28 protein-coding genes and 1 pseudogene are annotated in these 23745 nt (G+C 62.0%); 9 read left to right on the plus strand and 20 right to left on the minus strand.

The features are described from left to right. The first annotated feature begins 73 nt into the window (after nucleotides 1-73). Nucleotides 74-397, plus strand: a complete 324-nt coding sequence (locus K3179_RS11285; protein WP_221565100.1) for a chorismate mutase — start codon at nucleotides 74-76, stop codon at nucleotides 395-397. Between the two features lie 15 nt (nucleotides 398-412). On the opposite strand, the gene K3179_RS11290 is transcribed toward K3179_RS11285, so the two are convergent. The 13 genes and pseudogenes from K3179_RS11290 to K3179_RS11345 all read right to left on the minus strand — a co-directional run bounded on the left by K3179_RS11290 (nucleotide 413) and on the right by K3179_RS11345 (nucleotide 11000). After that, nucleotides 413-637: a hypothetical protein gene (locus tag K3179_RS11290; protein WP_221565643.1), complete on the minus strand. Its 225-nt coding sequence runs from the start codon at nucleotides 635-637 to the stop codon at nucleotides 413-415. Nucleotides 638-710: 73 nt separating this feature from the next. Next, entirely contained in the window at nucleotides 711-1442 is a 732-nt protein-coding gene (locus tag K3179_RS11295; RefSeq protein WP_221565103.1) for an RNA methyltransferase, read from the minus strand. Continuing rightward, nucleotides 1429-1899, minus strand: a complete 471-nt coding sequence (nrdR, locus tag K3179_RS11300) for a transcriptional regulator NrdR (RefSeq protein ID WP_090482927.1) — start codon at nucleotides 1897-1899, stop codon at nucleotides 1429-1431. The genes K3179_RS11295 and nrdR overlap by 14 nt, the downstream gene beginning before the upstream one ends. A gap of 1 nt (nucleotide 1900) precedes the next feature. Further along, nucleotides 1901-2125 carry a hypothetical protein gene (locus K3179_RS11305; protein ID WP_090482930.1) on the minus strand — a complete coding sequence of 75 codons (225 nt, stop codon included), beginning with the start codon at nucleotides 2123-2125 and terminating at the stop codon, nucleotides 1901-1903. 11 nt (nucleotides 2126-2136) lie between these two features. Further along, the gene (gene glyA / locus K3179_RS11310; RefSeq protein WP_282098721.1) at nucleotides 2137-3450 is read right to left on the minus strand and encodes a serine hydroxymethyltransferase; all 1314 of its coding nucleotides are present in this window, start codon (nucleotides 3448-3450) and stop codon (nucleotides 2137-2139) included. Nucleotides 3451-3452: 2 nt separating this feature from the next. Continuing rightward, nucleotides 3453-3890, minus strand: coding sequence for a ribose 5-phosphate isomerase B (rpiB, locus tag K3179_RS11315; protein WP_221565105.1), 438 nt, complete (start codon nucleotides 3888-3890; stop codon nucleotides 3453-3455). 68 nt (nucleotides 3891-3958) lie between these two features. Beyond that, nucleotides 3959-4309, minus strand: a complete 351-nt coding sequence (locus tag K3179_RS11320) for a response regulator (RefSeq protein ID WP_221565107.1) — start codon at nucleotides 4307-4309, stop codon at nucleotides 3959-3961. A gap of 2 nt (nucleotides 4310-4311) precedes the next feature. Beyond that, on the minus strand, nucleotides 4312-5253 hold the full coding sequence (locus tag K3179_RS11325) for a sensor histidine kinase (protein ID WP_282098735.1): 942 nt from the start codon (nucleotides 5251-5253) through the stop codon (nucleotides 4312-4314). 111 nt (nucleotides 5254-5364) lie between these two features. Next, nucleotides 5365-5679, minus strand: a pseudogene (locus K3179_RS13550) (PAS domain-containing protein); the annotation flags it as partial. A gap of 238 nt (nucleotides 5680-5917) precedes the next feature. Next, nucleotides 5918-7924 carry an RNA polymerase sigma factor RpoD gene (gene rpoD, locus K3179_RS11330; RefSeq protein ID WP_221565123.1) on the minus strand — a complete coding sequence of 669 codons (2007 nt, stop codon included), beginning with the start codon at nucleotides 7922-7924 and terminating at the stop codon, nucleotides 5918-5920. A 9-nt stretch (nucleotides 7925-7933) separates the two neighbouring features. Then, complete coding sequence (gene dnaG / locus K3179_RS11335; RefSeq protein ID WP_221565125.1) at nucleotides 7934-9835, minus strand: DNA primase; 1902 nt, start codon at nucleotides 9833-9835, stop codon at nucleotides 7934-7936. Between the two features lie 32 nt (nucleotides 9836-9867). Further along, nucleotides 9868-10551, minus strand: coding sequence for a hypothetical protein (locus tag K3179_RS11340; RefSeq protein ID WP_221565127.1), 684 nt, complete (start codon nucleotides 10549-10551; stop codon nucleotides 9868-9870). Further along, a complete protein-coding gene (locus K3179_RS11345; protein ID WP_221565129.1) occupies nucleotides 10548-11000 on the minus strand; it encodes a GatB/YqeY domain-containing protein in 453 nt (150 codons plus the stop codon). Before K3179_RS11345 ends, K3179_RS11340 begins: the two co-directional genes overlap by 4 nt. Nucleotides 11001-11152: 152 nt before the next feature. Between K3179_RS11345 and carA the strand changes: the two genes are divergently transcribed. The 4 genes from carA to greA all read left to right on the plus strand — a co-directional run bounded on the left by carA (nucleotide 11153) and on the right by greA (nucleotide 16678). Next, complete coding sequence (gene carA, locus K3179_RS11350) at nucleotides 11153-12328, plus strand: glutamine-hydrolyzing carbamoyl-phosphate synthase small subunit (RefSeq protein WP_221565142.1); 1176 nt, start codon at nucleotides 11153-11155, stop codon at nucleotides 12326-12328. Then, nucleotides 12328-12774: a hypothetical protein gene (locus tag K3179_RS11355; protein WP_221565144.1), complete on the plus strand. Its 447-nt coding sequence runs from the start codon at nucleotides 12328-12330 to the stop codon at nucleotides 12772-12774. The genes carA and K3179_RS11355 overlap by 1 nt, the downstream gene beginning before the upstream one ends. Next, nucleotides 12775-16098 (plus strand): carbamoyl-phosphate synthase large subunit, encoded by a 3324-nt coding sequence (gene carB / locus K3179_RS11360; protein WP_221565155.1) that lies wholly within the window; start codon nucleotides 12775-12777, stop codon nucleotides 16096-16098. A 112-nt stretch (nucleotides 16099-16210) separates the two neighbouring features. Then, the gene (gene greA, locus K3179_RS11365) at nucleotides 16211-16678 is read left to right on the plus strand and encodes a transcription elongation factor GreA (RefSeq protein WP_221565158.1); all 468 of its coding nucleotides are present in this window, start codon (nucleotides 16211-16213) and stop codon (nucleotides 16676-16678) included. Between the two features lie 12 nt (nucleotides 16679-16690). Here the strand turns inward: greA and K3179_RS11370 are convergent, their stop codons facing one another. From K3179_RS11370 to K3179_RS11395, 6 genes are all read right to left on the minus strand, one after another. After that, the gene (locus K3179_RS11370) at nucleotides 16691-17167 is read right to left on the minus strand and encodes a GNAT family N-acetyltransferase (RefSeq protein WP_221565160.1); all 477 of its coding nucleotides are present in this window, start codon (nucleotides 17165-17167) and stop codon (nucleotides 16691-16693) included. Between the two features lie 7 nt (nucleotides 17168-17174). Continuing rightward, entirely contained in the window at nucleotides 17175-17405 is a 231-nt protein-coding gene (locus K3179_RS11375; RefSeq protein ID WP_100258911.1) for a DUF4170 domain-containing protein, read from the minus strand. Nucleotides 17406-17512: 107 nt separating this feature from the next. Continuing rightward, a complete protein-coding gene (locus K3179_RS11380; RefSeq protein ID WP_221565162.1) occupies nucleotides 17513-18022 on the minus strand; it encodes a hypothetical protein in 510 nt (169 codons plus the stop codon). A 60-nt stretch (nucleotides 18023-18082) separates the two neighbouring features. Continuing rightward, nucleotides 18083-18394: a hypothetical protein gene (locus K3179_RS11385; RefSeq protein ID WP_221565164.1), complete on the minus strand. Its 312-nt coding sequence runs from the start codon at nucleotides 18392-18394 to the stop codon at nucleotides 18083-18085. Next, nucleotides 18387-18818: a phage holin family protein gene (locus K3179_RS11390; RefSeq protein WP_221565166.1), complete on the minus strand. Its 432-nt coding sequence runs from the start codon at nucleotides 18816-18818 to the stop codon at nucleotides 18387-18389. Before K3179_RS11390 ends, K3179_RS11385 begins: the two co-directional genes overlap by 8 nt. Before the next feature lie 21 nt (nucleotides 18819-18839). Continuing rightward, nucleotides 18840-19478 carry a hypothetical protein gene (locus tag K3179_RS11395; protein WP_221565168.1) on the minus strand — a complete coding sequence of 213 codons (639 nt, stop codon included), beginning with the start codon at nucleotides 19476-19478 and terminating at the stop codon, nucleotides 18840-18842. 172 nt (nucleotides 19479-19650) lie between these two features. Between K3179_RS11395 and eno the strand changes: the two genes are divergently transcribed. From eno to K3179_RS11415, 4 genes are read left to right on the plus strand one after another with little or no spacing between them, the layout of a single operon-like run. Next, a complete protein-coding gene (eno, locus tag K3179_RS11400; protein ID WP_221565169.1) occupies nucleotides 19651-20928 on the plus strand; it encodes a phosphopyruvate hydratase in 1278 nt (425 codons plus the stop codon). A 44-nt stretch (nucleotides 20929-20972) separates the two neighbouring features. After that, nucleotides 20973-21128, plus strand: coding sequence for a hypothetical protein (locus tag K3179_RS11405; RefSeq protein WP_221565181.1), 156 nt, complete (start codon nucleotides 20973-20975; stop codon nucleotides 21126-21128). A gap of 44 nt (nucleotides 21129-21172) precedes the next feature. Continuing rightward, nucleotides 21173-22231: a phosphotransferase family protein gene (locus K3179_RS11410; RefSeq protein ID WP_221565183.1), complete on the plus strand. Its 1059-nt coding sequence runs from the start codon at nucleotides 21173-21175 to the stop codon at nucleotides 22229-22231. Next, nucleotides 22231-23322 (plus strand): lipocalin family protein, encoded by a 1092-nt coding sequence (locus tag K3179_RS11415; protein ID WP_221565185.1) that lies wholly within the window; start codon nucleotides 22231-22233, stop codon nucleotides 23320-23322. Before K3179_RS11410 ends, K3179_RS11415 begins: the two co-directional genes overlap by 1 nt. On the opposite strand, the gene ribH is transcribed toward K3179_RS11415, so the two are convergent. After that, the gene (gene ribH / locus K3179_RS11420) at nucleotides 23319-23741 is read right to left on the minus strand and encodes a 6,7-dimethyl-8-ribityllumazine synthase (protein WP_221565186.1); all 423 of its coding nucleotides are present in this window, start codon (nucleotides 23739-23741) and stop codon (nucleotides 23319-23321) included. The genes K3179_RS11415 and ribH overlap by 4 nt on opposite strands. Between the last annotated feature and the right edge of the window lie 4 nt (nucleotides 23742-23745).

The raw sequence follows: 23745 nt of genomic DNA on the forward strand, positions 1-23745 counted from the left end.
AGAATTGCCAATGTCGAGAGAGGGTTTGGTTTGCGCTCGACAAGTGCGTCTGGCTTCGCCATTCGGCGCGGCCATGGACACGTCAAAGCCTGCCGATTTCAAACTGCCCGAAGACTGCCAAAACATGCGCGAAGTGCGCATCGGCGTCGATACGACCGACCGCGAACTGATGGAATTGCTCGACCGCCGCTTCGGCTACATGCGGGCGGCGGCGCGCATCAAGACCGATCGCAACGTGGTCCGGGACGAGGCGCGCAAGACCGAAGTTATCGAAAACGCGCGCGCGGATGCAGAAAAGCGCGACCTTCCGGCCGGGAAGATCGCGCAAATCTGGGACGATCTGGTCGAAACCTCGATCGCTTACGAATTGGGTGAGTGGGACCGCCTCAGGGGCTGATCCGAAGTCCGCGGATCAGTTGCCGCGGTTGAATTCGATCCATTCCGCTTCGGTCATGCAGACCTTCTGCTTGCGGCGGCTGCTCATGTCGGCACGAATATACTTGCAGACTTTTTCAGCTTCCTCTTTCGCCTCTGGTTTGGGAGCATCCGCACGGGTCTCTGCGGGCACTTCCTGCTGGCCCGCGAAAGCGGGAGCGGCGAGGATGGTGAGGCCAGCGGCGATCGCGGCTAAACGCATGGTAATTCCTTGAGTTGAATGGATTTCGCGCTGCGCCTAACGGCTTGCCAGTGTAGTGTCGACAGGCTTGCGATCAATCCCCGCGCGGTTTTCGCTGAAGCGATGACAGCACTCCACGAAGGGTGCGAACCTCCAGGTGATTCCAGCCCGGCTTCGTCAGCACGCCGCGCAAGGTACGGCGCGTGGAATCGGCACGCGCTTCAGGGAGGAAATACCCGTTCGGTTCCAGCATGCTTTCGAGATGGCCGATCAGCCCCTCCAGTTCCTCCTGCGGGGCAGGGGGCAAGAGATCTTCCTGCGTCGGCTGGGCAAGCGTCTCGTGCTTGCTCCATTCGTAGGCGCAAAGGATCACGGCCTGGGCGAGATTGAGCGATCCGAAATCGGGGTTGATCGGAACGGTCAGGATCGCGCGCGCCAGCGCCACATCCTCGGTCTCCAGTCCCGAGCGTTCGGGCCCGAAGAGGATCGCGCTGCGACCTGAAGCAACCGCCATCTGCGAGGCAGCTTCCTCCGGCGTCACGACCGGCTTCGTCACTCCGCGCTTGCGGACGGTGGTAGCATAGACATGGGCGCAATCCGCAACGGCCTCTGCCGTGGTCGCATAGACCTGCGCATTTTCGAGCACGGCATCGGCACCCGATGCGGCGGGGCCGGCCGAAGGGTTGGGCCAACCGTCGCGCGGTTCGACGAGACGCAGCTCGCTGAGCCCGAAATTGAGCATGGCGCGCGCCGCTTTGCCAATGTTCTCGCCAAGCTGGGGACGGACGAGAACGATGACCGGTTTGCGCAGGTCAGCCTCGCTCATTGGCTGCGGCTTCCTGCACCGTGCTGGCGAATTCTTCGAAATCGCGGGCCTCGCTGAAGTCGCGATAGACCGAGGCGAAGCGGATATAGGCGACCGAATCCAGCTGGCGCAGGCCGTCCATGACCATCTCGCCGATCCGCTGGGATGCGATTTCGGCTTCGCCGGCGGTTTCGACCTGGCGCTGGATGCCGGAGACCAGCTGGTCGATCCGTTCGGGCGCGACATCGCGCTTGCGGCAGGCGAGCGAGATCGATTGTTCGAGCTTCGCGCGTTCGAACGCTTCGCGCCGGTCTCCGGATTTGACCACGGTGACTTCGCGCAGTTGCACCCGTTCGAAGGTAGTGAAACGGGCGCCACAGCTGGAACACTGGCGGCGACGGCGGATCGAGGTCGAATCCTCGGTCGGACGACTGTCCTTTACCTGGGTGTCGTCGAAAGCGCAGAAAGGGCAGCGCATCTTACGGTCTCAGGCGCTTGTAGAGCATCAGCCCGGCACCCGCGACGCCGCCGATGACCGGTCCGACCACAGGCAGGACCCATCCGGCAACGGCACCGATGGCCGCCCCGGTCAGAACGGGCGCGGTCGAAGGATGATCGACCCCTTCCTTCATCATTGCCTTGAGCTCGTCCCGCGCGTCGGGGAGCAGGTCATGGTCCTGGTGCTTGGGTTCCTTGTCGTCCATCGTCTGTATCCTCAGCGGCCCGGATAGACCGGGAATTGCGCACACAGTTCGGACACGCGGGCGCGCACGCTTTCCTCGACCTGGCCGTCGCCTTCCGGACCGTTGCGCGAAAGGCCGTCGACGACCTCGCAGATCAGCTTGCCGATGGTTTCGAATTCCGCCGGTCCGAAGCCGCGCGTAGTGCCTGCCGGCGTGCCGAGGCGGATGCCGCTGGTCACGAAGGGGCTGCGCGTGTCGTAGGGAATGCCGTTCTTGTTGCAGGTGAGCCAGGCGCGGTCGAGACCGGCTTCGGCTGCCTTCCCGGTGACATCCTTGGCGGTGAGGTCGACCAGCATGGAGTGGTTGTCCGTGCCGCCGGAAACGACACGCAGGCCGTTCGCCTCGATGCCGCGTGCTAGAGCGCGGGCATTTTCGACGACGCGGTGCGCGTAGTCCTTGAAGTCGGGGCGCAGGGCTTCGCCGAACGCGACCGCCTTGGCTGCGACCACGTGCATCAGCGGGCCTCCCTGCATGCCCGGGAACACGGCCATGTTGAGCGGCTTTGTCAGCTCTTCATTGTTCCACAAGATGACGCCGGAACGCGGGCCACGCAGGCTCTTGTGGGTGGTCGTAGTGACGACATCGGCATGGGGGAAGGGCGATGGGTGCGCGCCGCCGGCGACGAGGCCGGAGATGTGGCTCATGTCGACCATCAGGATCGCGCCGACTTCATCGGCCACCTTGCGGAATGCTTCCCAGTCCCAGACGCGCGAATATGCTGTGCCGCCTGCGATGATGAGCTTGGGCTTATGCTCCTTCGCCGTCGCCATCACCTCGTCCATGTCGATCAGTTCGTCGTCCTTGCGAACGCCGTAGCTGACCGGATTGAACCACTTGCCGCTCATGTTGACCGGCGAGCCATGGGTGAGGTGCCCGCCCGAGTTGAGGTCCAGGCCCATGAATGTGTCGCCGGGCTGCAGCAGAGCCAGGAAAACGGCCTGGTTCATCTGACTGCCCGAATTGGGCTGAACATTGGCAAAGTTGCAGCCGAACAATTGCTTGGCACGCTCTATTGCCAGCGTTTCTACGACATCGGCATAATCGCACCCGCCGTAATAGCGCTTTCCCGGGTAGCCTTCGGCATACTTGTTGGTGAAGACACTGCCGGTCGCTTCGAGCACTGCCGTCGAGGCGATGTTCTCGCTTGCGATCAGCTCGATCTTGTCCTGTTGGCGGGCCAGTTCGTTGCGGATCGCTGCGTGAACTTGAGGATCCGCCTGTTCCAGCGTGTCGTGCCAGAAACGGTCCATCGGGTCGCGTTGGGTGTGTGCTGCCTGGGTTGCCATGATCAGTCTTCCGGGTTGGAGAGCTTGTCGACGCGGCGCTGGTGACGCCCGCCTGCGAATTCGGTTTCGAGGAATGCGGTCACGCAGGCCTTGGCCATATCGCTACCTGTGAGGCGCGCGCCCATCGCGATGCAATTGGCGTCATTGTGCTCGCGAGCGAGGCTAGCCGAGAGAGGCTCTGACACAAGCGCGCAGCGCACGGCGGGATTGCGATTGACGGACATCGAAATCCCGATGCCCGATCCGCACAGCGCAATGCCGCGCTCTGCCGTGCCATCGGCTACGACGCTGGCCAGCTTATAGCCGAAGTCGGGATAATCGACGCTGTCGGTCGTGTCCGGGCCAAGGTCGGCGACCTCGTGTCCCTGTTCGATAAGCCAATCGCGCAGTTCGGCCTTGAGGTCGATCGCGGCGTGGTCTGAAGCAATGGCGATACGCATGGTGCGGCCATACGCATTTCGCGGTGAGCAATCTACCGCCTTATCCCGTCATCCACGGCGGATCGCAATCAAACGCGGCTCAATCGGTTCATGGCATCTTTGATTTGGTGCATCGAGTAGGGCTTGGTCACCGTCGGCACGTTCTCGAAGCCTTCCGAATGCGCGCTGTCGCCATAACCTGTGGCGAACATGATCGGTACGTCCCGGTCCAGCAAAGTCCTTGCAATGCCGTAGCTTTTCTCTCCGCGAACATTCACGTCGAGTATCGCAAAATCGAAGGAGGCCCCCTCGATGACCTCCGCCGCTTCGTCGAGCGCAGTGGCGAGCGAGACCTTGGCGCCTTCTTCCAGCAAGAGATCCTCCAGCCCGAAGGCGATGATCGGTTCATCTTCGAGAATGAAAAAATGCAGTCCATCCATGGTCACAGTTTGGTCTCCAGGCGACAGCGCAGTCCATCGGGATGATACGTCAGCTCGCAGGAATCCCCGCGATTACCGAATGCACGGGAGATCAGCCGCGATCCGAAACCCCGGCGCGTTGGCTCACTGATTTTCGGTCCTCCGCTTTCCCGCCAATCGAAGATCAGGCGCGCCCCGTCTTCTCCAGCTTCACGGCCCCAGGTAATGGCCAGGCGGCCTTCTTCCTCGGACAGAGCGCCATACTTCAGCGCATTGGTCGCCAGCTCGTGGACCACCATAGCCAAGGCCACGGCGGATTGCGGGTCCAGCGTAACCTTCGGGCCGTCCAGCGAATATCTTCCGGATTGCGTCCCGGCAGTCGCTTCGAGGGAGGCTCTGACGATTTTCTCGACATCGGCCTTTCTCCAGGTGTTCTCGGTGAGAAGATCGTGCGCACTGGCAAGCGCGGCGATGCGGGCGAAGAAAACTTCCAAGCCTGCATGTCCGGTGTCGGATTTAAAGGACTGCTGGGCGAGGCCTTGAACGATGGCGAGCGTGTTCTTGACCCGGTGGTTGAGCTCGTTGATCAGCAACTGCTGCCGCTCTTCGGCTTCGACTTCCTCGCTGACATCGTACCCCTGGATCAGGATGCCGCTGACTTCGCCGGTTTCCTCGCTGATCGGCTGGAAGATGAATTCCAGGTAGGATTCCGTGGTGACGCCGGTTTCAGGGTCGACCAGGGCGACCAGCTCGCGATTGCCGAAATACGGCTCGGCGGTGGTCCTGACCTCGTCGAGTATCTTGACGAAGCCTTGCTCGACCACCTCGGGCAAAGCTTCAGCGACAGTCAGCCCGATCAGCTTGCGCCCTCCCAGAAGGCGGCGGTAGGCGGCATTCGCCATAACGAAAGTATGTTCCGGACCGGAGATGACCGCGACGAAGCCGGGCGCCTGCTCCAGCAGCATCCGGATACGATCGAGTTCCGCGGAAGCCAGACGGTATCGCTCTTCGACTTTCTTCGCTCGTTCGACGACGCTCGCTTCATCGATGGCGCGACGAAGGTTTTCCAGTTCAGTGATGTTCACCGTATGCTGGAGGATATAGCGGACCTCGCCGTCATCGCCTTTCAAGGGCGTGTGTGTGGCGCTCCAGTAGTGCGTATCGAATGAGCCGTCGGGATTGGCGATGTCGTACCGGATGTGCGCGATTTCGTCGGCTTGGCCCGTCCTGAGCACGCGGTCGAGTGATTCCCTCAACTGCCTGTAACTCTCGCCTTCGCTTGGGAATGCCTCGAACAGCGGTCGCCCAAGAATGTCCTCTCGTTCGCGCATTGTGACGTGGAGGTAGGCATCGTTCATCCACGCAAGTTCGAGATTACGGTTTAGAAGGACATAGGGGTTTGGTTAGCTGGCGAGCAACTCCTTGAAATCGATATCTGAAATGTGATGCGGTATCAGACCAACCCTCGCGAGGGCGCGCCCGGTCACAAGACCAGCTCGGACACCCTCTTACCGCTCGCAATCATTGCAATACAGCATGGTTCCCGAAGTTGCGGGAATTTCGCCAATTGCCAGCGTTATTTTACCCGCCGGTCAATCACCTAGAAGGAAAACCCGGCGGTGTTCAAATTTACTGGTCAAGGAAAGAGCGCATTTTCCGACTGCGGCTCGGGTGCTTGAGCTTGCGCAGCGCCTTCGCCTCGATCTGGCGGATGCGTTCGCGCGTAACAGAGAACTGCTGGCCGACTTCTTCCAGAGTGTGGTCCGTGTTCATGCCGATGCCGAAGCGCATGCGCAGCACGCGCTCTTCGCGCGGCGTCAGGCTGGCAAGGACGCGAGTGACCGTTTCCTTGAGGTTGGCCTGGATCGCTGCATCGACCGGGATGATCGCGTTCTTGTCCTCGATGAAATCGCCAAGGTGCGAATCTTCCTCGTCGCCGATCGGCGTTTCGAGGCTGATCGGTTCCTTAGCGATTTTCATCACCTTGCGCACCTTCTCGAGCGGCATGGAGAGCTTTTCCGCCATCTCTTCGGGCGTCGGTTCGCGGCCCTGGTCGTGCAGGAACTGGCGCGAACAGCGGACCAGCTTGTTGATCGTCTCGATCATGTGGACCGGGATGCGGATCGTGCGCGCCTGGTCGGCAATCGAGCGGGTGATTGCCTGGCGAATCCACCAGGTTGCGTATGTGCTGAACTTGTAGCCGCGGCGGTATTCGAACTTGTCGACCGCCTTCATCAAGCCGATGTTGCCTTCCTGGATCAGGTCGAGGAACTGCAGGCCGCGGTTGGTGTACTTCTTCGCGATCGAGATCACGAGGCGCAGGTTCGCTTCGACCATTTCCTTCTTGGCGATACGCGCCTCGCGCTCGCCCTTCTGGACCATGTTCACGATGCGACGGAATTCGGGCAGGGCCATGCCGGTGGCGCTGGCGATGTCCGCAATTTCCGCGCGGATGCGGTCGATCGCGTCGGCTTCCTTCTCGGCGAAGGCGGCCCACTTCTTGTCCTTCTTGACCTTGTCTTGCATCCACGTGTCGTCCAGCTCGTTTCCGATGTAGGAATCGAGGAAATCGACACGCTTGACCTTGTGGCGTTCGGCCAGGCGCAACATCTGGCCGCCGAGAGCGGTCAGGCGACGGTTGAAAGCATAGAGGTTGTCGACCAGGAATTCGATCTTGGTCGCGTGGAACTGGACGCTCTCCACTTCCGCGGTGAGCTGTTCCGAAAGCGCTTCGTACTTCTTTTCCTTGGCGGCGGGGAAATCGTCGCCGCGGCCGAGGACTTCGACGCGCTCTGCCTGGAGTTTTTCGAACTTGCCGAACAGGTCGGCGATACGCGCGAAGCGTTCGATGGCGTCCGGCTTGAGCGCGGCTTCCATCTGAGCAAGGGACATAGTGTTGTCCTCTTCCTCTTCGTCGTCCTTCTTCGAACCTTCTTCGCCGTCTTCGTCTTCCGATTCCTCGGAATCGTCGTCGTCTTCGTCGCGAATGGTCGGACCGGCGGTTTCTTCGGAGATTTCGCCGTCGTCGTCATCGTCTTCTGCGTCGTCGTTCAGCTTATCCGCCGGGGGTTCCTTGGACAGCATGGCGTCGAGATCGAGAATCTCGCGCAGCTGCATTTCCTCGGCGTTGAGCGCTTCGGACCACTGGATGATGGCGTGGAAGGTGATCGGGCTCTGGCACAAGCCCATGATCATCATGTCACGGCCGGACTCGATGCGCTTGGCGATGGCGATTTCGCCTTCGCGGCTGAGCAATTCGACCGCGCCCATTTCGCGCAGGTACATGCGGACCGGGTCGTCTGTACGCTCGCCCGCGGCCAGCTTCTTGGGGCCGGTCGGCTTCTTGGCAGGCTCTTTCTCGCTGGAAGACGGCGCCGGAGCGATTTCCTCGACTTCGTCGTCCTGTTCGGCGTCTTCGTCGTTTTCGACGATCTGGACGCCCATTTCGGACAGGGCCGACTGGATATCCTCGATCTGGTCGGAGCTCATTTCGCCCTGGGGCAAGGCGTCGTTGAGCTCGTCATAGGTGACGTAACCCTTTTTCTTCGCCTTGCTTAGAAGCTTTTTGACCGACGCTTCGTTGAGATCGATCAGCGGTGCGTCGTCTTTGTCGCCCGACTTGGTCTTGGTGGCCATAAAGAGCAATCAGTCCGTACTTGCGCCGCTGCCAGGTCCCGTGTCCTGAGCGGCATCTGAATCTTTTGCGGTCGCCGAAGCGGCCTTGCGGCTTGCCATTTGCCCGAGTCGCGCCTCGAATTCCAGCTTCCGTTTCAGCAACTGCTGCTGCTCGACGAAAGCCCCTTCGGGGTCGCTCTCGAAACGCGCGGTCGCTGCTGCCAACGCGGCTTCGAGTGCCGGCCTTTCGACCAGCAGAGACACGGCTTCGGCCAATTCCTCGCGCGCATCTACCGGGTCGGTGCCTTCATCGAGAAAGGCGAAGCGGATGTTTGCCGGTGGGGCGGGTAGGCCTTCGGGTAGCGATATGGGCGATTGCGCGTGCGAATCAAGCGTTTCCGCAGCGGCAAGCAGCGAATCTATGGCCGCGCCGACATTTCGGTCACTCTGAGCGACGCGGGCGAGGGCGGCTTCGTGGCGGGCGATCTCGCCCGGATGGCGCAGCATTCCGTGGATTACGGCACTCGCCAGCGTATCACGCGACCCGCCTTCGATCGCTCTTTTCAAGCGCCGCTCGGCTTCGGCCGAAAGTTGGGGAGAAGGTGCTTTGAAGCCCCCCTTTTTCCATTCCCCACGCGGTTTGAATTCGCGCTGGGGGCGGGGCGGGAAGGCGAAGTCGGAAAAGCGCTGGGTCAGTTCGCGCTTGTAGAGCGCCCTGATGTCGGGATGCTCGATGGCCTCGACGTGATGCATCAGGCGCGCTTTCAACCCGGCTTTCTCTTCCGGTGAAGTGAGGGGCGCGGCCGCCTTTTCGAATTCCCACAGGGTGTCGAGGAGGCTCGCCGGGCTGGAGAGCAACTCTTCGATGGCCGACACGCCCTTTTCGCGGATCAGGTCATCGGGGTCCATTCCGGCAGGCAGCCTGACGATCGAGAGCGAGTGCCCGGGACGCAGCATGGGGAGGGCACGTTCGATGGCGCGCATGGCGGCGCGTTGCCCAGCATTGTCACCGTCGAAACACAGGATCGGTCGCTCGACCTGTCGCCAGAGAAGCTCGATCTGGTTCTCGGTCAGGGCCGTACCGAGTGGCGCCACCGCTTCCGCTATACCGGCGTTCGCCAGTGCGATCGCGTCCATGTACCCCTCGACGACAATAATCCGCCCGGTCTGGCGAGACGCGGGTGCGGCGCGGTGCAAGTTGTAAAGGGTGCGGCCCTTGTCGAAGAGCGGGGTGTCGGGCGAGTTGAGATATTTCGGCGCATTGGGATTGCTGTCGCTATCTAGAATGCGTCCGCCGAAAGCGATGACCCGGCCGCGGGCATCGTGGATCGGGAGCATCAGTCGCGCCCGAAAGCGGTCGTAGGGATCCTTGCCCTCGACCTCGATCCGCATACCTGCTTCGATCAGCATCTTCTCGTCGAACCGCGAGAGGGCGGCTTTCGATGCCTGCCTGTCCTGGGGAGCGTAACCGAAACCGAATTCACGCACCGTTTTCTCGGAGAAACCCCTGCGCGAGAGGTAGGCACGTGCTGCTGCCCCGTCTGCACCCCTTAGGTTCGCTTCGAACCAGTCCTGCGCCGCTGCCGTGACGTCGTGCAGGCTGGCGCGCTTTTCGGCGCGCTTGGCGGCCTGTGGGTCGGGGGCAGGGACTTCCATGCCCGCTTCCGCCGCCAGTTCCTTGACCGCATCCATGAAGGGCATGCCGCGCTGGTCGGTCAGCCAACGGATGGCATCGCCATGCGCCTCGCACCCGAAGCAGTGGTAGAAGCCCTTCTCGTCATTGACGTAGAAGCTTGGCGTCTTCTCGTTGTGGAACGGGCAGCAGGCCTTGAACTCGCGCCCCGCCTTCGTCAGGCGCACGGTGCGGCCGATCACAGCGGACAGAGTAGTCCGCATGCGCAATTCGTCCAGCCATTGGGGTGAGAGGGCCATCTCCTCTCCCTACTGCCTGAAGGCGAAAGCCGCTAGTTGGCGGGCGTGTCCGTTGCCGGTTTTTCCTCTGCCGGGAACGGCCCCCGCGCGACAGCCTGATTGCCCAGGACTTCCAGCAAGAACGCATCGGAAGGACCAGCGGGAGGCTCAGTCGACTGCCACCAAACAGTGACGGTTGCGTTTTCCCGCCAATTCTGCCCGTCGATAACTCTCCAGATGAGACGGCCATCGTCGATCGTCACGCCGATTGCATCCTCGCTACCGAAAGCGGCCTGCGCCTGGCTGCGCGAATAGCCCAGCGAGCCGTTGAAGCCGTGGGCGCGCTCGGTCGTCCTGAACAGGGTAGGCGGCGCTTCGACCACTTCGGGACCGGCTTCGGGTTGCGCAGTACTTACGCCGTCGAGCGTCACCTGGTGGACGTACGTATAAATCGTATCTTCCGGCATCTGGCCCGGCTCGCAGGTTTCGACGCCTTCGGGGCACGCGACGAAGCTGACCATTGTGCCGATCTGTGCGCTGCCTGCGCTCAGGACCGTTTCGACCTCGGGCCCTTGCGGACCGACGATCTTCGCACCCAGCGTCGACAGGTCGAGATCGGCCGCGACCAGCGTGCGCGGCTGCGCAGGCGTTTGCGTGGGCGTCGGCGCAGGTTCGGGCTCGCTCGAACCGCAGGCGGCAAGGGCGAACGGCGCGGCGATCAGCAGGATACGCTTCACGAAAGGGCCTCCTTCACGAGGCCACTGGCCTTGCTCATGTCTAGCGTCGCGCCGTGACGGGCTTTCAGTTCGCCCATAACCTTGCCCATGTCCTTCATGCCCTCGGCACCGGTATCGGCCTTGATCTGGGCGATGGCCGCGCGGGTTTCGTCCTCGCTCATCTGCTTGGGGAGGAACTCCTCGATCACGACGAGTTCGGCCTTCTCCTTGTCGGCCAGTTCCTGCCGCCCGCCGTCTTCGTACATGGCGATCGATTCGCGGCGCTGCTTGGCCATTTTCATCAGCACGTCGGTGACGAGCTCGTCGTCTTCAGGCTTTTTGTCCGCAGTGCGCAGTTCGATATCGCGATCCTTGATCTTCGCACCGATCAGGCGGAGCGCGGCGGTGCGCTCCTTGTCCTTGGCCTTCATGGCGGTGACGGTTTCGGTCTGGATCTTTTCGCGGAGCATGAGGCCTCGTAAACGCTAATCTGTGGATGGTTCGGGTCCCATGTAAGGCAAGCTGCCGCAAAGCCAAGTGTTCCGCTTGACGGGCGCGCGCTGCACCTATAGCGGCCATGGCTTAGCGACATCGCCGGAAACCCCTGACTCGGAGAGCCCCCATGGCCCTGCCCGCATTCTCGCACGCGCAACCCAAAAGCGCGACGGGAGTCCTCGTCTTCGCGGACGGTACCTGCATCTGGGGCAAGGGCTTCGGCGCTTCCGGATCGGCCGTCGGCGAAGTGTGCTTCAATACGGCGATGACCGGATACCAGGAGGTGATGACCGATCCCTCCTATGACAGCCAGATCGTCACCTTCACTTTCCCGCATATCGGCAATGTCGGCGCGAACGAGGAAGACCACGAAAGCCGCGGCCTTGGTGCCGTCGGCTGCGTCGTGCGGCAGGAAGTGACGCCGCAGTCCAATTTCCGCGCACAGCAGGAATTCGTCGACTGGATGACCGCCCACGGCAAGATCGGCCTTTCGGGCGTCGACACTCGCGCGCTCACCCGCCGCATCCGCCTCAACGGCGCACCGAACGCAGTCATCGCGCACAATCCACGCGGTGAGTTCGACATGAAGGCGCTGAAGAAGCAGGCCGCAGAGTGGAGCGGGCTGGAAGGCCTCGACCTGGTTCCCGGCGTGACCCGCGATGGGCAGGAAGACTGGAAGGGCGGCCACTGGCAGCTCGGCTTCGGCTATGCCGAAGGGACCGCCGACAAGCCGCACGTCGTCGCTATCGATTACGGGGCGAAGGACAATATTTTCCGCAACCTCGTGAAGGCAGGGGCTAAGGTTACCGTCGTGCCCGCGCGCACCTCGCTGGACGAGGTGATGGCGCTGAGGCCTGATGGCGTGTTCCTTTCGAACGGACCGGGCGATCCGGCGGCAACCGGCGAGTATGCCGTGCCGGTGATCAAGGGCCTGCTGGACGCCGACGTGCCGCTGTTCGGCATTTGCCTCGGCCACCAGATGCTCGGCCTCGCGGCTGGCGCGAAGACCGCCAAGATGTTCCAAGGCCACCGCGGCGCCAACCACCCCGTCCAGCGCGTCGGCGGCGAGTGGGGCGACAGCGAAGGCCTCGTCGAGATCACCAGCATGAACCACGGTTTCGCGGTCGATGTGGACACGCTGCCGGACGGTGTGGAGCAGACCCACGTCTCGCTGTTCGACGGGACGAACTGCGGCATTTCGATCAAGGGCAAGAAGGCGTTCGGCGTGCAGTATCACCCCGAGGCCAGCCCCGGCCCGCAGGACAGCTTCTATCTGTTCGAGAAATTCGTGGGGATGCTTTGATGTTCTCACCGGATCGGAAAACCTTCGCGTTTCCAATTCTTTGCGTGGCCCTACTGTCGGCCTGCGCGAACGAAACCGATCTGGACCAGGATCTGTGCTTTGACGGGGGAACGGCTGAAGCCGCGGAGAGCGAATGGAAAGTTGCCTTCATCGATCTTAGCGCTGCACCCGCTTCGACCGTCGCCCGCTACCGGGATACCGAAGTGACCGACGGGTGGGGTGCTCCCAGTCAGTGGATACAGTCCGCAGATTTCGATGCGGGGCGCCAGCGCTTTATCGAAAGCGGAATCCATCCCGCAGGCACGCTCTACACGGACGAGGAGGGATTGGTTCTGTACCGTTCTCCGCCAACCCAAGATTCACTTGAGGCAGTGTGCGCGGCATTGCCTTCGGAAGCCAAACTGATCCTCCTGAAACCGACTGCGGCACCGGACGAAAGCAATTAAATGCCCAAAAGAACCGACATCTCCTCGATCCTCGTTATTGGCGCCGGTCCGATCATCATCGGCCAGGCCTGCGAGTTCGACTATTCCGGCACGCAGGCGATCAAGGCGCTGAAGGAAGAGGGCTACCGGGTCATCCTGGTCAACTCCAACCCCGCTACGATCATGACCGATCCGGAAATGGCCGATGCTACCTATGTCGAGCCGATCACTCCGGAAATTGTCACCAAGATCATCGAGAAAGAGCGCCCCGACGCGGTGCTGCCCACGATGGGCGGGCAGACGGCATTGAACTGTGCGCTCAAGCTCGACGAGCTGGGCGTGCTGGAGAAGTACGGCGTCCAGATGATCGGCGCCAAGGCTGACGCCATCGACAAGGCGGAAAACCGCCAGCGTTTCCGCGAGGCGATGGACAAGATCGGCCTGGAAAGCGCGCGCAGCGGTATTGCGAACACGGTGGACGAGGCCTTTGCGGTGCTCGAACGCACCGGTCTGCCCTCGATCATCCGGCCCAGCTTCACGCTCGGCGGGACGGGCGGGGGCATCGCCTACAACAAGGCCGAATTCGAGCGGATCGTGCGAGAAGGCCTCGACGCATCGCCCACCACCGAAGTCCTGATCGAGGAATCGCTCCTCGGCTGGAAAGAATACGAGATGGAGGTGGTGCGCGACCGCAAGGACAATTGCATCATCATCTGTTCGATCGAAAACGTCGATCCGATGGGCGTCCACACGGGCGATTCCATCACCGTCGCACCGGCGCTGACGCTGACCGACAAGGAATACCAGATCATGCGCACCGCCTCGATCGAGGTCTTGCGTGAAATCGGTGTGGAAACAGGCGGTTCGAACGTACAGTTCGCAGTCAATCCCAAGGATGGCCGCCTGATCGTGATCGAGATGAACCCGCGTGTCTCGCGCTCCTCGGCGCTGGCATCGAAGGCGACCGGTTTCCCGATCGCGCGCGTCGCGGCAAAGCTGGCGGTGGGTTATACGCTCGACGAAATCCAGAACGAGATCACCGGCGCGACGCCTGCCTCTTTCGAACCGACCATCGATTATGTCGTCACCAAGATCCCGCGCTTCGCATTCGAGAAGTTCAAGGGAGCGAAGGCTGAACTCGCCACGGCCATGAAGTCGGTGGGCGAAGTCATGGCGATCGGTCGCTGCTTTGCCGAGAGCATGCAGAAAGCGCTGCGCGGCCTTGAAACCGGCCTCGACGGGTTCAACCGCGTCCCCGAACTGGAAGGCGTGAGCCGCGACAAGATCACCGCGGCGCTCTCGCAGCGCACGCCCGATCGTATCCTCAAGATCGCGCAGGCCTTCCGCGAAGGCCTCACCGTCGATGAAATCCAGCCGATCACCGGGTTCGATCCGTGGTTCCTGCGCCAGATCGAAGCGATCATCTACGAAGAGCAGATGCTCGGCCACAACGGCCTGCCGCGCGATGCCGAAGAAATGCGCCGCCTCAAGGCCATGGGCTTCTCCGACAAGCGCCTCGCCACGCTGGCGGTCCGCTCGGTCGGCGTTGCCGGCGGCATGGCGGAAACGCAGGCCCGCCGTTCCGGGCTCCTGCACGACGCCCTGCGCGCCATGGCCGGCGCCACCAGCGAGCAGGAAGTGCGCAAGCTGCGCCAGAAGCTCGGCGTGAACCCCGTTTTCAAGCGGATCGACAGCTGCGCGGCCGAGTTCGAGGCGGTTACGCCCTATATGTACTCGACCTATGAAGCGCCCAGCTTCGGGGAGCCTGAGGACGAGGCGAAGCCGAGCGATCGCAAGAAGATCGTGATCCTCGGCGGCGGTCCCAACCGGATCGGGCAGGGCATCGAGTTCGACTATTGCTGCGTCCACGCCTGCTTTGCGCTTGCCGAAGCCGGGTTCGAGACCATCATGGTCAACTGCAACCCCGAGACCGTTTCGACCGATTACGACACTTCCGACCGCCTCTATTTCGAGCCGTTGACGGAGGAGGACGTGCTGGAAATCCTGCGCGTCGAAATGTCCAGGGGCGAAGTCGTGGGCGTGATCGTCCAGTTCGGCGGGCAGACCCCGCTCAAGCTGGCCGCTGCGCTCGAACGCGAAGGCATCCCTATCCTCGGCACCTCACCCGATGCGATCGACCTTGCCGAAGACCGCGAGCGTTTCGCCAAGCTGGTTTCGAAGCTTAACCTCATGCAGCCGGAGAATGGCATTGCCAAAAGCCGGGACGAGGCCGCAGCCGTCGCCGCGCGAATCGGATACCCGGTCCTGTTGCGCCCGAGCTACGTCCTCGGCGGCCGCGCCATGGAGATCGTCGACAGCGAAGCGCAGCTCGATGACTACATCAACACGGCTGTGAATGTGTCCGGTGACAGCCCCGTGCTGGTCGACCAGTACCTGCGCGATGCGGTGGAATGCGACGTCGATGTGATTGCCGATGGCAATGAAGTGCGCATCGCGGGCGTCATGCAGCATATCGAGGAAGCCGGTGTCCACTCGGGAGACAGTGCCTGCACCCTGCCGCCTTACAGCCTGCCCGACGACATCGTCGAAGAGATGGAGCGCCAGGCGACTGCCCTGGCAGAGGCGCTCGACGTGCGCGGGCTTATGAATGTCCAGTTCGCGGTGAAGCATGGCGAGGTTTATCTCATCGAGGTCAATCCACGCGCCAGTCGCACCGTACCCTTCGTCGCCAAGGCCATCGGCCAGCCCGTCGCCAAGGTCGCCGCGCGCGTGATGGCGGGCGAACCGCTTTCGAATTTCGAGCCGTTCAACCTGCGGCCCGACCACATGGCAGTGAAGGAAGCCGTCTTCCCGTTCAGCCGTTTTCCCGGCTCCGATCCGGTCCTTTCGCCCGAGATGAAGAGCACCGGCGAAGTGATGGGGATCGACCGCGATTTCCCGGCAGCGTTCCTGAAGTCGCAGCTGGGAGCGGGCATGATCCTTCCCGAGGGCGGCACGCTTTTCGTATCGGTCAAGGATAGCGACAAGGAAGTCATTCTCTCCGCGGTCGCAACCGTGCTGGAGCAGGGCTTCCGTGTCATCGCGACGGGCGGGACACAGCGGTTCCTCGCAGAGCAGGGCCTGAACGTCGAACCGGTCAACAAGGTGGCCGAAGGTCGCCCGCACATCGTCGATGCGATCATCGATGGCGAAGTGGACCTGATCTTCAACACGACCGAGGGTTGGCAGTCGCTTCTGGACAGCCAGTCGATCCGTGTGGCGGCACTCGAAAAGAAGGTCCCGTACTATACGACCGCTGCGGCCAGCCTGGCTGCTGCGCGGGCGATTGCGGAGGTTTCCACCGAGCAGCTTGAAGTGCGTTCATTGCAAGACTATTATAGCTGACAAGAACACACGCCCATTTTCCCGACATACGAACATTCCAAGGCCCGCTTTTCCTGCGGGTGGGTTCGAATTGTCCCGGGAGGCAGGGCAAGCAGGAAGGATTTGGGGTTCCATGGATAAAGTGCCGATGCTGGCCGAGGGCTACGAGAAGCTCACTGCCGATCTGAAGGTGCTGCGTGCCGAAAGGCCGAGGATCGTCGACGCGATCGAGGAAGCTCGCGCGCACGGCGACCTTTCGGAAAACGCCGAATACCACGCCGCGAAAGAGCGTCAGGGCCAGGTGGAAGCCATGATCGGCGACTTGGAAGACAAGATCAGCCGCGCGCAGATCATCGACCCGAGCACGCTTTCGGGCGACAAGGTCGTCTTCGGCGCGACCGTGACCCTGCTCGACGAAGACGATAAGCCGGTGAAGTACCAGATCGTCGGCCAGACCGAAGCGGATGCTTCCAAGGGCCGGATTTCCTACACCTCGCCGATCGCGCGCGCGCTGATCGGCAAGCAGGTAGAGGAAGAGGTCGAGGTGACCGTACCCTCGGGCGACAAGTTCTACCTGATCGACAAGATCGAATTCATCTGAGGCAAAATGCCATCAGTCGATGGCTTTTTCCATCGCCCAGTTGTGAATCGGCACCCCGTCGATTTCGAATTCGCGTTTTTCCGTAGCCACGTAACCCGCTTCCTCGAAAGAGGGGCGGGCGAGGTCACTCGCCTCGGTGTAGAGGCGGGTGATGCCGTGATGCTTGGCATAGAGCGATGCGGTCGCCAGCAGGTTCAGCGCTAGGCCTTTGCGGGTGTGCGCCGGATCATTGTAGAGATGATCCAGATGCCCGTCCGGCTCCAGCAGCGCATAGGCGACCGGGGCGTCGTCCTCGTCGGCGGCGACGAAGATCGTCGCGCCATTGCTCACGCGCTCGCGATAGAGCGCCGCACCCGGGTGCCGCGATAGCCAGACATCCACCTGCTCGTCCGAATAGGCTTCGGGTCCAATGCCCTTGATCGCGGCCCTGCAGACCGAGGCCAAGGCCTCTGCATCCGAATCCTGGTAGGGCCGGATCGAGTAGGCCACGACCTTGTCAGGCCTCCGGATCGAGCAGCTTATGCAGGTGGACGATGACGTATTTCATTTCGGCATCGTCGACCGTGCGCTGCGCATTGCCGCGCCATGCGCTTTCGGCGTCTTCATAAGTGGAATAGACGCCCGCGACGTGGATGCTCTCGGGATCGCTGAACGTCACGCTGCGCGGATCGGTCACCCGGCCGCCCATGACGAGGTAGAGCGTCTGCTTGCTCTCTTTTTCTTCCATGATGTCTGTTTTCCGATCTTGGGGAGGAGATTTGCGACGCCCATAGCGAAAGCGGCGCGACAGGAAAACCCGTCGCGCCGCTTTGGCACTCAACTGCTACTTATGTCTTAGCGACCGACGCGCGCCTTGAGGTCGCGCACAGTGCGTGACGACTTGCGGCTCGCCTTGCGGCCGCTGGACCTGAGCGCATCACCGAGCGAATCGGCGCGATAAGCCGCATCACGCTTGAGCCTACGGGCCTGCGTGCCGGCGGCATCGGTGTAATCTTCGAACTTGTCGCCGACTTCGTCGATGATCGAGAGGCCGTAAGCGAGGGCTGCGTCCGCTGCATAGGTTGCGAGCGAGCCGCCGCGGCGACCGAGTTCGCGGCCCCTGCGAGTCATCGCGCCGATGGCGAGACCGACTACGACTGCACCGGCGACGGTTGCGACCGGGTGCTTCTTGGCAAAGTCGACCGCGCTGTCTGCTACGTCCTTCGCCTGGTCAGCGAAGCTGCGTTCTTCATTGCGCTTCTCGCCAGCTTCGATCCGCTTGCGCAGGCGCTCGCGCTTCTGCTCGTCGCTGAGCTGGCTGTCGGCGCTGATGGGGGTGACGTTTGTGGTGGCGTTGTCTGCCATGTTTTTTCTCCGGAATTTGTGTTCGTGGAGTCAACGGTTCGAGGGGGCCGGACGTTCCGCCTACTCGTCGTCTTGCGCTGTCTCTTCGTCGACTTCGGGCTCGAGGCCGAAGATCGATAGGATCGGGTTGCGCGCAAACCAGACCACGACAGCTGCGAGAAGTGCCGCCAGCGCGCCCTTGTTATTTTCCGCGACTTCCACCGCTTCTTCGTAAACGTCGACGGCGCCTTCGCGGACCCGATCGAATGCGCGTTCGCCCAAGGATTTTCCGCTGAACGTCGCCTTCAGATTTTCGATGTCGGCATCGACCAGTGCTCGCGCGGAGTTTCGCAGGTGACGGTCGGCCAGCATCTGAGCCTTGCGATCACTCATTGCCATCCTCCGAGAATGCTTCCCGAATTTCGTCGATGCGCGATTTCAGAAGATTGAGAAACAAGATGCCGAGAGCAACAAGCGCGAGGGTCACGATGGCCGTTGCGATCCATGGCCCCACCAGCGGAGCCAAAGCGATCACCAATCCTACTGTCATCGCGATCAGGGCCAGGTGAAGCACACCAAAGGCGCCGAGCCCGTAAGCTACGACGCCTTTGATCCTGTTTGCCGCAAAGCCCGCACGGCTTTTCTGGTAGGCCATTTCGGCCTCGGCATAGGTCTTGCCATCGTCCAGAAGGGCGAGGACATCGTCTACAAGGGAAGGGCCGGGTGAATCGGCGCCGTCTTCTTCGGGCTCATACTCGTCCGGCAAATCGACCGGGCTTTGATACGGCGCGTTCCCGCGCTCTTCTTCTTCGAGCATCGAGCCCCCCTTGCTCACCGATCAGCGACGGAAAATGCGCGAGAGCACGAAGCCTGCCGCAGCGGCAATGCCGATTGCAAGGCCAGGGCTCTTGCGGACGAATTCGCGGCCGTCTTCGACGAGATCGTCGACGTTCTTTTCGTCGAGCTTGCCGGCGTAATCTTCGAGCGCGGTCGAAGCCGAACGAGCATATTCGCCGTACTTGGCGCCAAGCTTTTCGTCGACCTGATAGGCGTTGTCGCTGATGGTGCGGCTGAGGGCGCGCAGACCTTCACTGGTCTTGACCTTGCCTTCGGTGGCGAGTTCCTTGCCCTTTACGCGCGCTTCCGCGCCATAAGTCTTGGCCTCACCGACCCAGTCTTCGCGCTTACCGGCTGCTTGGCCACGCACTGCTGTGGCGCGCTCCTTGCCTTCGGCACGAAGCGCTGCCGCGCCAGCCTTGGCTTCTTCGAGCGCAGCGTTGAAGCGGCTCTTGGCTTCCGCGCGGTGCGGGTTGGTGGTTTCAGTGGTGTTGCTGGTCGCAGTGTTGGTCACGGGAGTTTTCTCCTTTGCTGCACCCTTCTTGGCCACGGTTTTCACGGGCGCCTTTCGGGTGGTGGATTTCTTGGATGCGGTAGTGGCTCGCTTCTTCGAGCCTTTGGATGTGTTTTCTTCGGCCATAGCCTCGTCCTTCCCGTCAATTCGTATTCATCCGGGACTGCAGACGAGGCCCGGTATTCCTTTTTGCAACGTCGCTTGCGCCGACATGTTCCGGCGAATAGAGCGCTGCTCATACACCGATCTAGTGGTGTCCTATACCATTACAACACCCCGCCGAGGAGTTTGTTCCGAAATGACCGCCATCATCGACATCCACGCCCGCGAGATTCTTGACAGCCGTGGCAACCCCACGGTCGAAGTGGATGTGCTGCTCGAAGACGGCAGTTTCGGCCGTGCGGCGGTGCCTTCCGGCGCATCGACCGGCGCGCACGAAGCGGTGGAACTGCGCGATGGCGACAAGGACCGTTACCTGGGCAAGGGCGTCCTCAAGGCAGTGGACGCCACCAATGGCGAGATCAGCGATTTGCTCATCGGCAATTTCGATGCCGAAGACCAGCGCGACATCGACCTCGCCATGATCGCGCTGGACGATACGCCTAACAAGGGTCGCCTCGGCGCGAATGCCATCCTCGGCACCAGCATGGCGGTGGCCAAGGCAGCCGCCAATGCCCGCGGCCTGCCGCTTTATTCCTACATCGGGGGTGTCTCGGCTCATGTGCTGCCCGTACCGATGATGAACATCATCAATGGCGGCGAACACGCCGACAACCCGATCGACATCCAGGAATTCATGGTCATGCCGGTCGGCGCCGACAGCCTTGCAGAAGCAGTGCGCTGGGGCGCGGAGATCTTCCACACGCTGAAGAAGAACCTGTCGCAAAAGGGTCTCGCGACGGCGGTTGGCGACGAGGGCGGATTCGCCCCTGATCTCGCGAGCACGCGCGATGCGCTAGATTTCATCATGGGGTCGATCCAGCAGGCCGGCTTCACGCCCGGTGACGATGTCGTCCTGGCGCTCGACTGCGCCTCGACCGAATTCTTCAAGGACGGCAAATACATGATCTCGGGCGAGAACCTCGCGCTGACGGGTGATGAGATGGCCGAGTATCTTGCGAAGCTGTGTGCCGATTACCCCATCCGCTCGATCGAGGACGGGATGGGTGAAGACGACTTTGCCGGCTGGAAGGCTCTGACCGACCTTGTCGGCGACAAGGTGCAGCTGGTCGGCGACGATCTCTTCGTTACCAACCCCCGGCGCCTGACCGATGGCATCGAACAGGGCCTGGCCAATTCGCTGCTGGTGAAGGTCAACCAGATCGGCACGCTTTCCGAAACGCTGGATGCTGTCAGCATCGCCAACCGCGCCGGCTACACTGCCGTCATGTCGCACCGTTCCGGCGAAACGGAAGATGCGACGATCGCGGATCTGGCGGTCGCCACCAACTGCGGACAGATCAAGACCGGCTCGCTCGCCCGTTCGGACCGGCTCGCCAAGTACAACCAGCTCATCCGGATCGAGGAAGAGTTGGGCGACAGCGCAGTCTACGCCGGGCGCTCCTGCTTCGGCTGAGGCGTTAGGTCGCGCCTTCTGGCGCGGCGCAATTCCTCGATAGCGTGATCGAGCCGCAGGGCCGCCTGGCGCACGCCCAAAGCGTCGAGCTGGATCAAGCAGTGCTCAAGCTGTTCGAGAATAACGGCGATCTGCCGGTCGTGCGTCGCATCTTGCATGGCGGCGTTGGCAATATTTCGATGTGCATTGCCATGCGGTGATGGTCTGGCTAGCCTTTCCTACCTAGGGAGAGGGCAGTTTTCGCATGGACCATATTCCGGGTCACCCGGACGACATTACTGCGGCCTGGCTGGGTGAGTTGCTCGGGGCGGAAGTAACCGATCTTAGCTGGACACCGATCGGCACCGGACAGGTCGGCGACAGCGTCCGGATTACCTTGCAAGGACCGGAAGTGGGCGGGCGGGTACCGCGAACCCTCGCGGCCAAGTTTCCTGCCGCCGACGACACCAGCCGCGCCACCGCTGCGCTGTTCGGGCTCTATCGCAAGGAAGTCCACTTCTACCGCGAGGCCGCGCCCAAGCTGGATGTGCGGGTGCCGACAGTGCATTTCGCGGACGTGTGCGACGACGGGCAGCGGTTCTGTCTCATCTTCGAAGATCTCGGACCGGCGCGGCAGGGCGACCAGATCAAGGGTTGCTCGCTCTCGGACGCGAAAGCGGCGATGAGGCAGGCGGCTGCAATTCACGCGCCCAGCTGGCGGAACAGCGACCTGCTTTCTGCGCAATGGATACAGCCGGCACCCGATCTCGGAGAAAAGATTGCCGCCATGTACCCGCAAGCGCAGGCGGTGTTCCGGGAGCGCTACGCGGCGCAGCTCGAGCCTGAATACATGGCGGTCTGCGATGAACTTGCAGAAATGACGACGCAGTACCACCAGAGGAACGGGGATCCCCAGTGCCTGGTCCACGGGGATTTCCGTCTCGACAACATGCTGTTCGACATCCACGGCGGTGCTGAGGCGGTCGCGATCCTGGACTGGCAGACAGTCACCATTGGCAAGGCAATGACCGACATCGGTTATTTCTTGGGCTGCGGGATCGGCGATCTGGGCCTTGAGCACGAGGACGAACTGCTCGACCTGTATCTCTACGAGATGAAGGCCCGCGGCGTGGATTTGACTCGCGCGGAAATTGACGCCGATTTGCGGACGGGCATCCTTCATGGTGTTTCGACCGCAGTTTTCAGCGCGGCATTCGTCGAACGCACGGAGCGTGGCGACGCCAATTTCCTGTCGATGGCGCGCGGCGCTTGCGCCATGGCCCTGCGGCATGACAGCATAGGTGCGTTGAAGGAGGAGTGCTGATGGTTTTATCGCGTGGGGACGATTATCCGATCCATCAGACGGCCGAACCGATCGCCTATTCAGGCACGGACAGGAATTTCTATGACCGGTATTTCTTCAACGGCTATGCCCCCGATGGCAGCGGCTTTTTCGCGCTGGCATTCGGTGTCTATCCGCAACTCGATATCGTCGACGCCCATTTCAGTTTTGTCAGGGGCGATACACAGCATTGTATCCATGCTTCGGCCGAAATGGGCATGGAACGCATGGAATTGCGTTGCGGGCCGATATCCATCGAAATCGTCGAGCCGCTGCACGCGCTAAAGGTGACCGTCGAGGAAAGCGAAGGCATCGCGGCCGAGTTCGTCTTCACTGGCCGGGCATTCCCCATCGAAGAGCCGCGCTTCACTCATCGGCTCGGCCCGCGCGCCTTTATGGATTACACGCGCATGACGCAAAACGGCCACCTCACGGGCTGGATTTCGCTCGACGGGGAACGTCACGCGCTGGCCCAGGGCACAGCCGGAACGCGCGATCGCAGCTGGGGCATCCGTCCGATAGGTGAGAAGGACCCTCAGCCGATCCCCGGACACCAGCTGCCCGGTTTCTTCTGGCAATGGACGCCGATCAATTTCGATGACGGCAGCCTGTTTTTCCATGTGAACAATGACGAATACGGGGAGGCATGGAACACGCGCGCGGCATGGGCACCGGACGGGGCCGATGCGCGCGACATCGGGGAAGGGGTGGGGAGCATGCGCACCCGCCTCGCGCCGGACACGCGCTGGCCGTCGGGCGGTACGCTATCGCTAGCTTTGAAAGGTGCGCCGGAGCAGGTGACGTTCGAGCCGCTGGGCCGCTTCCAGATGCGCGGGATCGGCTACACGCATCCCGAGTGGAGTCATGGCATGCACCACGGACCTTTGCGCGTATCGCGCGAGGATATCGACCTAGCCGAGCTCGACCCGCTCAAGCCCGAAAACGTTCACGTCCAGATTCCGGTGAGGGTCACGGGGAGCGACGGCAGGAGCGGGATCGGCGTGTTCGAGCAGCTGATAATGGGGCCGTTTGCCCCGCTCGGTCTGACAGGGATGCTAGACGGTTCTGTTTAACCGGCGAACCGGCCCTGCAGTTCGAGCAAAGCGATGGCGGCCTTTGCCGCCTCGCCGCCCTTGTCCTTACGGTTCGCATCTGCCCGCGCGAGAGCCTGCTCTTCGTTCTCGACCGTGATGATACCATTGCCGATGGCGATCCCGTCCATGGTCAGGGCCATGATGCCGCGCGCACTTTCGCCGGCAACGATTTCGAAGTGATATGTCTCGCCGCGAATGACCACGCCGATGGCAACGAAGCCGTCGTAGCGTCCGCTGTCGGCAGCCATGGAAATCGCGCCCGGAATTTCGAGAGCGCCCGGGACGGTAAGCACTTCGACCGAATGCCCCGCAGCTTCGAGTGCCGCGGTCGCGCCTGCAACCAGCATGTCGTTCAGATGGTTGTAGAACCGCGCTTCGACGATGAGGAAATTGGCCATCTGT

The organism is Qipengyuania intermedia, assembly GCF_019711615.1.
GTDB classification, from domain to species: Bacteria; Pseudomonadota; Alphaproteobacteria; order Sphingomonadales; family Sphingomonadaceae; genus Qipengyuania; species Qipengyuania intermedia.

Bases quoted from the DNA above. Each gene is read 5' to 3' on its own strand.
- K3179_RS11285 (WP_221565100.1), top strand. From the start codon at position 74: ATGGACACGTCAAAGCCTGCCGATTTCAAACTGCCCGAAGACTGCCAA.
- K3179_RS11290 (WP_221565643.1), bottom strand. From the start codon at position 637: ATGCGTTTAGCCGCGATCGCCGCTGGCCTCACCATCCTCGCCGCTCCC.
- K3179_RS11295 (WP_221565103.1), bottom strand. From the start codon at position 1,442: ATGAGCGAGGCTGACCTGCGCAAACCGGTCATCGTTCTCGTCCGTCCC.
- nrdR (WP_090482927.1), bottom strand. From the start codon at position 1,899: ATGCGCTGCCCTTTCTGCGCTTTCGACGACACCCAGGTAAAGGACAGT.
- K3179_RS11305 (WP_090482930.1), bottom strand. From the start codon at position 2,125: ATGGACGACAAGGAACCCAAGCACCAGGACCATGACCTGCTCCCCGAC.
- glyA (WP_282098721.1), bottom strand. From the start codon at position 3,450: ATGGCAACCCAGGCAGCACACACCCAACGCGACCCGATGGACCGTTTC.
- rpiB (WP_221565105.1), bottom strand. From the start codon at position 3,890: ATGCGTATCGCCATTGCTTCAGACCACGCCGCGATCGACCTCAAGGCC.
- K3179_RS11320 (WP_221565107.1), bottom strand. From the start codon at position 4,309: ATGGATGGACTGCATTTTTTCATTCTCGAAGATGAACCGATCATCGCC.
- K3179_RS11325 (WP_282098735.1), bottom strand. From the start codon at position 5,253: ATGCTGCTGGAGCAGGCGCCCGGCTTCGTCGCGGTCATCTCCGGTCCG.
- rpoD (WP_221565123.1), bottom strand. From the start codon at position 7,924: ATGGCCACCAAGACCAAGTCGGGCGACAAAGACGACGCACCGCTGATC.
- dnaG (WP_221565125.1), bottom strand. From the start codon at position 9,835: ATGGCCCTCTCACCCCAATGGCTGGACGAATTGCGCATGCGGACTACT.
- K3179_RS11345 (WP_221565129.1), bottom strand. From the start codon at position 11,000: ATGCTCCGCGAAAAGATCCAGACCGAAACCGTCACCGCCATGAAGGCC.
- carA (WP_221565142.1), top strand. From the start codon at position 11,153: ATGGCCCTGCCCGCATTCTCGCACGCGCAACCCAAAAGCGCGACGGGA.
- K3179_RS11355 (WP_221565144.1), top strand. From the start codon at position 12,328: ATGTTCTCACCGGATCGGAAAACCTTCGCGTTTCCAATTCTTTGCGTG.
- carB (WP_221565155.1), top strand. From the start codon at position 12,775: ATGCCCAAAAGAACCGACATCTCCTCGATCCTCGTTATTGGCGCCGGT.
- greA (WP_221565158.1), top strand. From the start codon at position 16,211: ATGGATAAAGTGCCGATGCTGGCCGAGGGCTACGAGAAGCTCACTGCC.
- K3179_RS11375 (WP_100258911.1), bottom strand. From the start codon at position 17,405: ATGGAAGAAAAAGAGAGCAAGCAGACGCTCTACCTCGTCATGGGCGGC.
- K3179_RS11380 (WP_221565162.1), bottom strand. From the start codon at position 18,022: ATGGCAGACAACGCCACCACAAACGTCACCCCCATCAGCGCCGACAGC.
- K3179_RS11385 (WP_221565164.1), bottom strand. From the start codon at position 18,394: ATGAGTGATCGCAAGGCTCAGATGCTGGCCGACCGTCACCTGCGAAAC.
- K3179_RS11390 (WP_221565166.1), bottom strand. From the start codon at position 18,818: ATGCTCGAAGAAGAAGAGCGCGGGAACGCGCCGTATCAAAGCCCGGTC.
- K3179_RS11395 (WP_221565168.1), bottom strand. From the start codon at position 19,478: ATGGCCGAAGAAAACACATCCAAAGGCTCGAAGAAGCGAGCCACTACC.
- eno (WP_221565169.1), top strand. From the start codon at position 19,651: ATGACCGCCATCATCGACATCCACGCCCGCGAGATTCTTGACAGCCGT.
- K3179_RS11410 (WP_221565183.1), top strand. From the start codon at position 21,173: ATGGACCATATTCCGGGTCACCCGGACGACATTACTGCGGCCTGGCTG.
- K3179_RS11415 (WP_221565185.1), top strand. From the start codon at position 22,231: ATGGTTTTATCGCGTGGGGACGATTATCCGATCCATCAGACGGCCGAA.
- ribH (WP_221565186.1), bottom strand. From the start codon at position 23,741: ATGGCCAATTTCCTCATCGTCGAAGCGCGGTTCTACAACCATCTGAAC.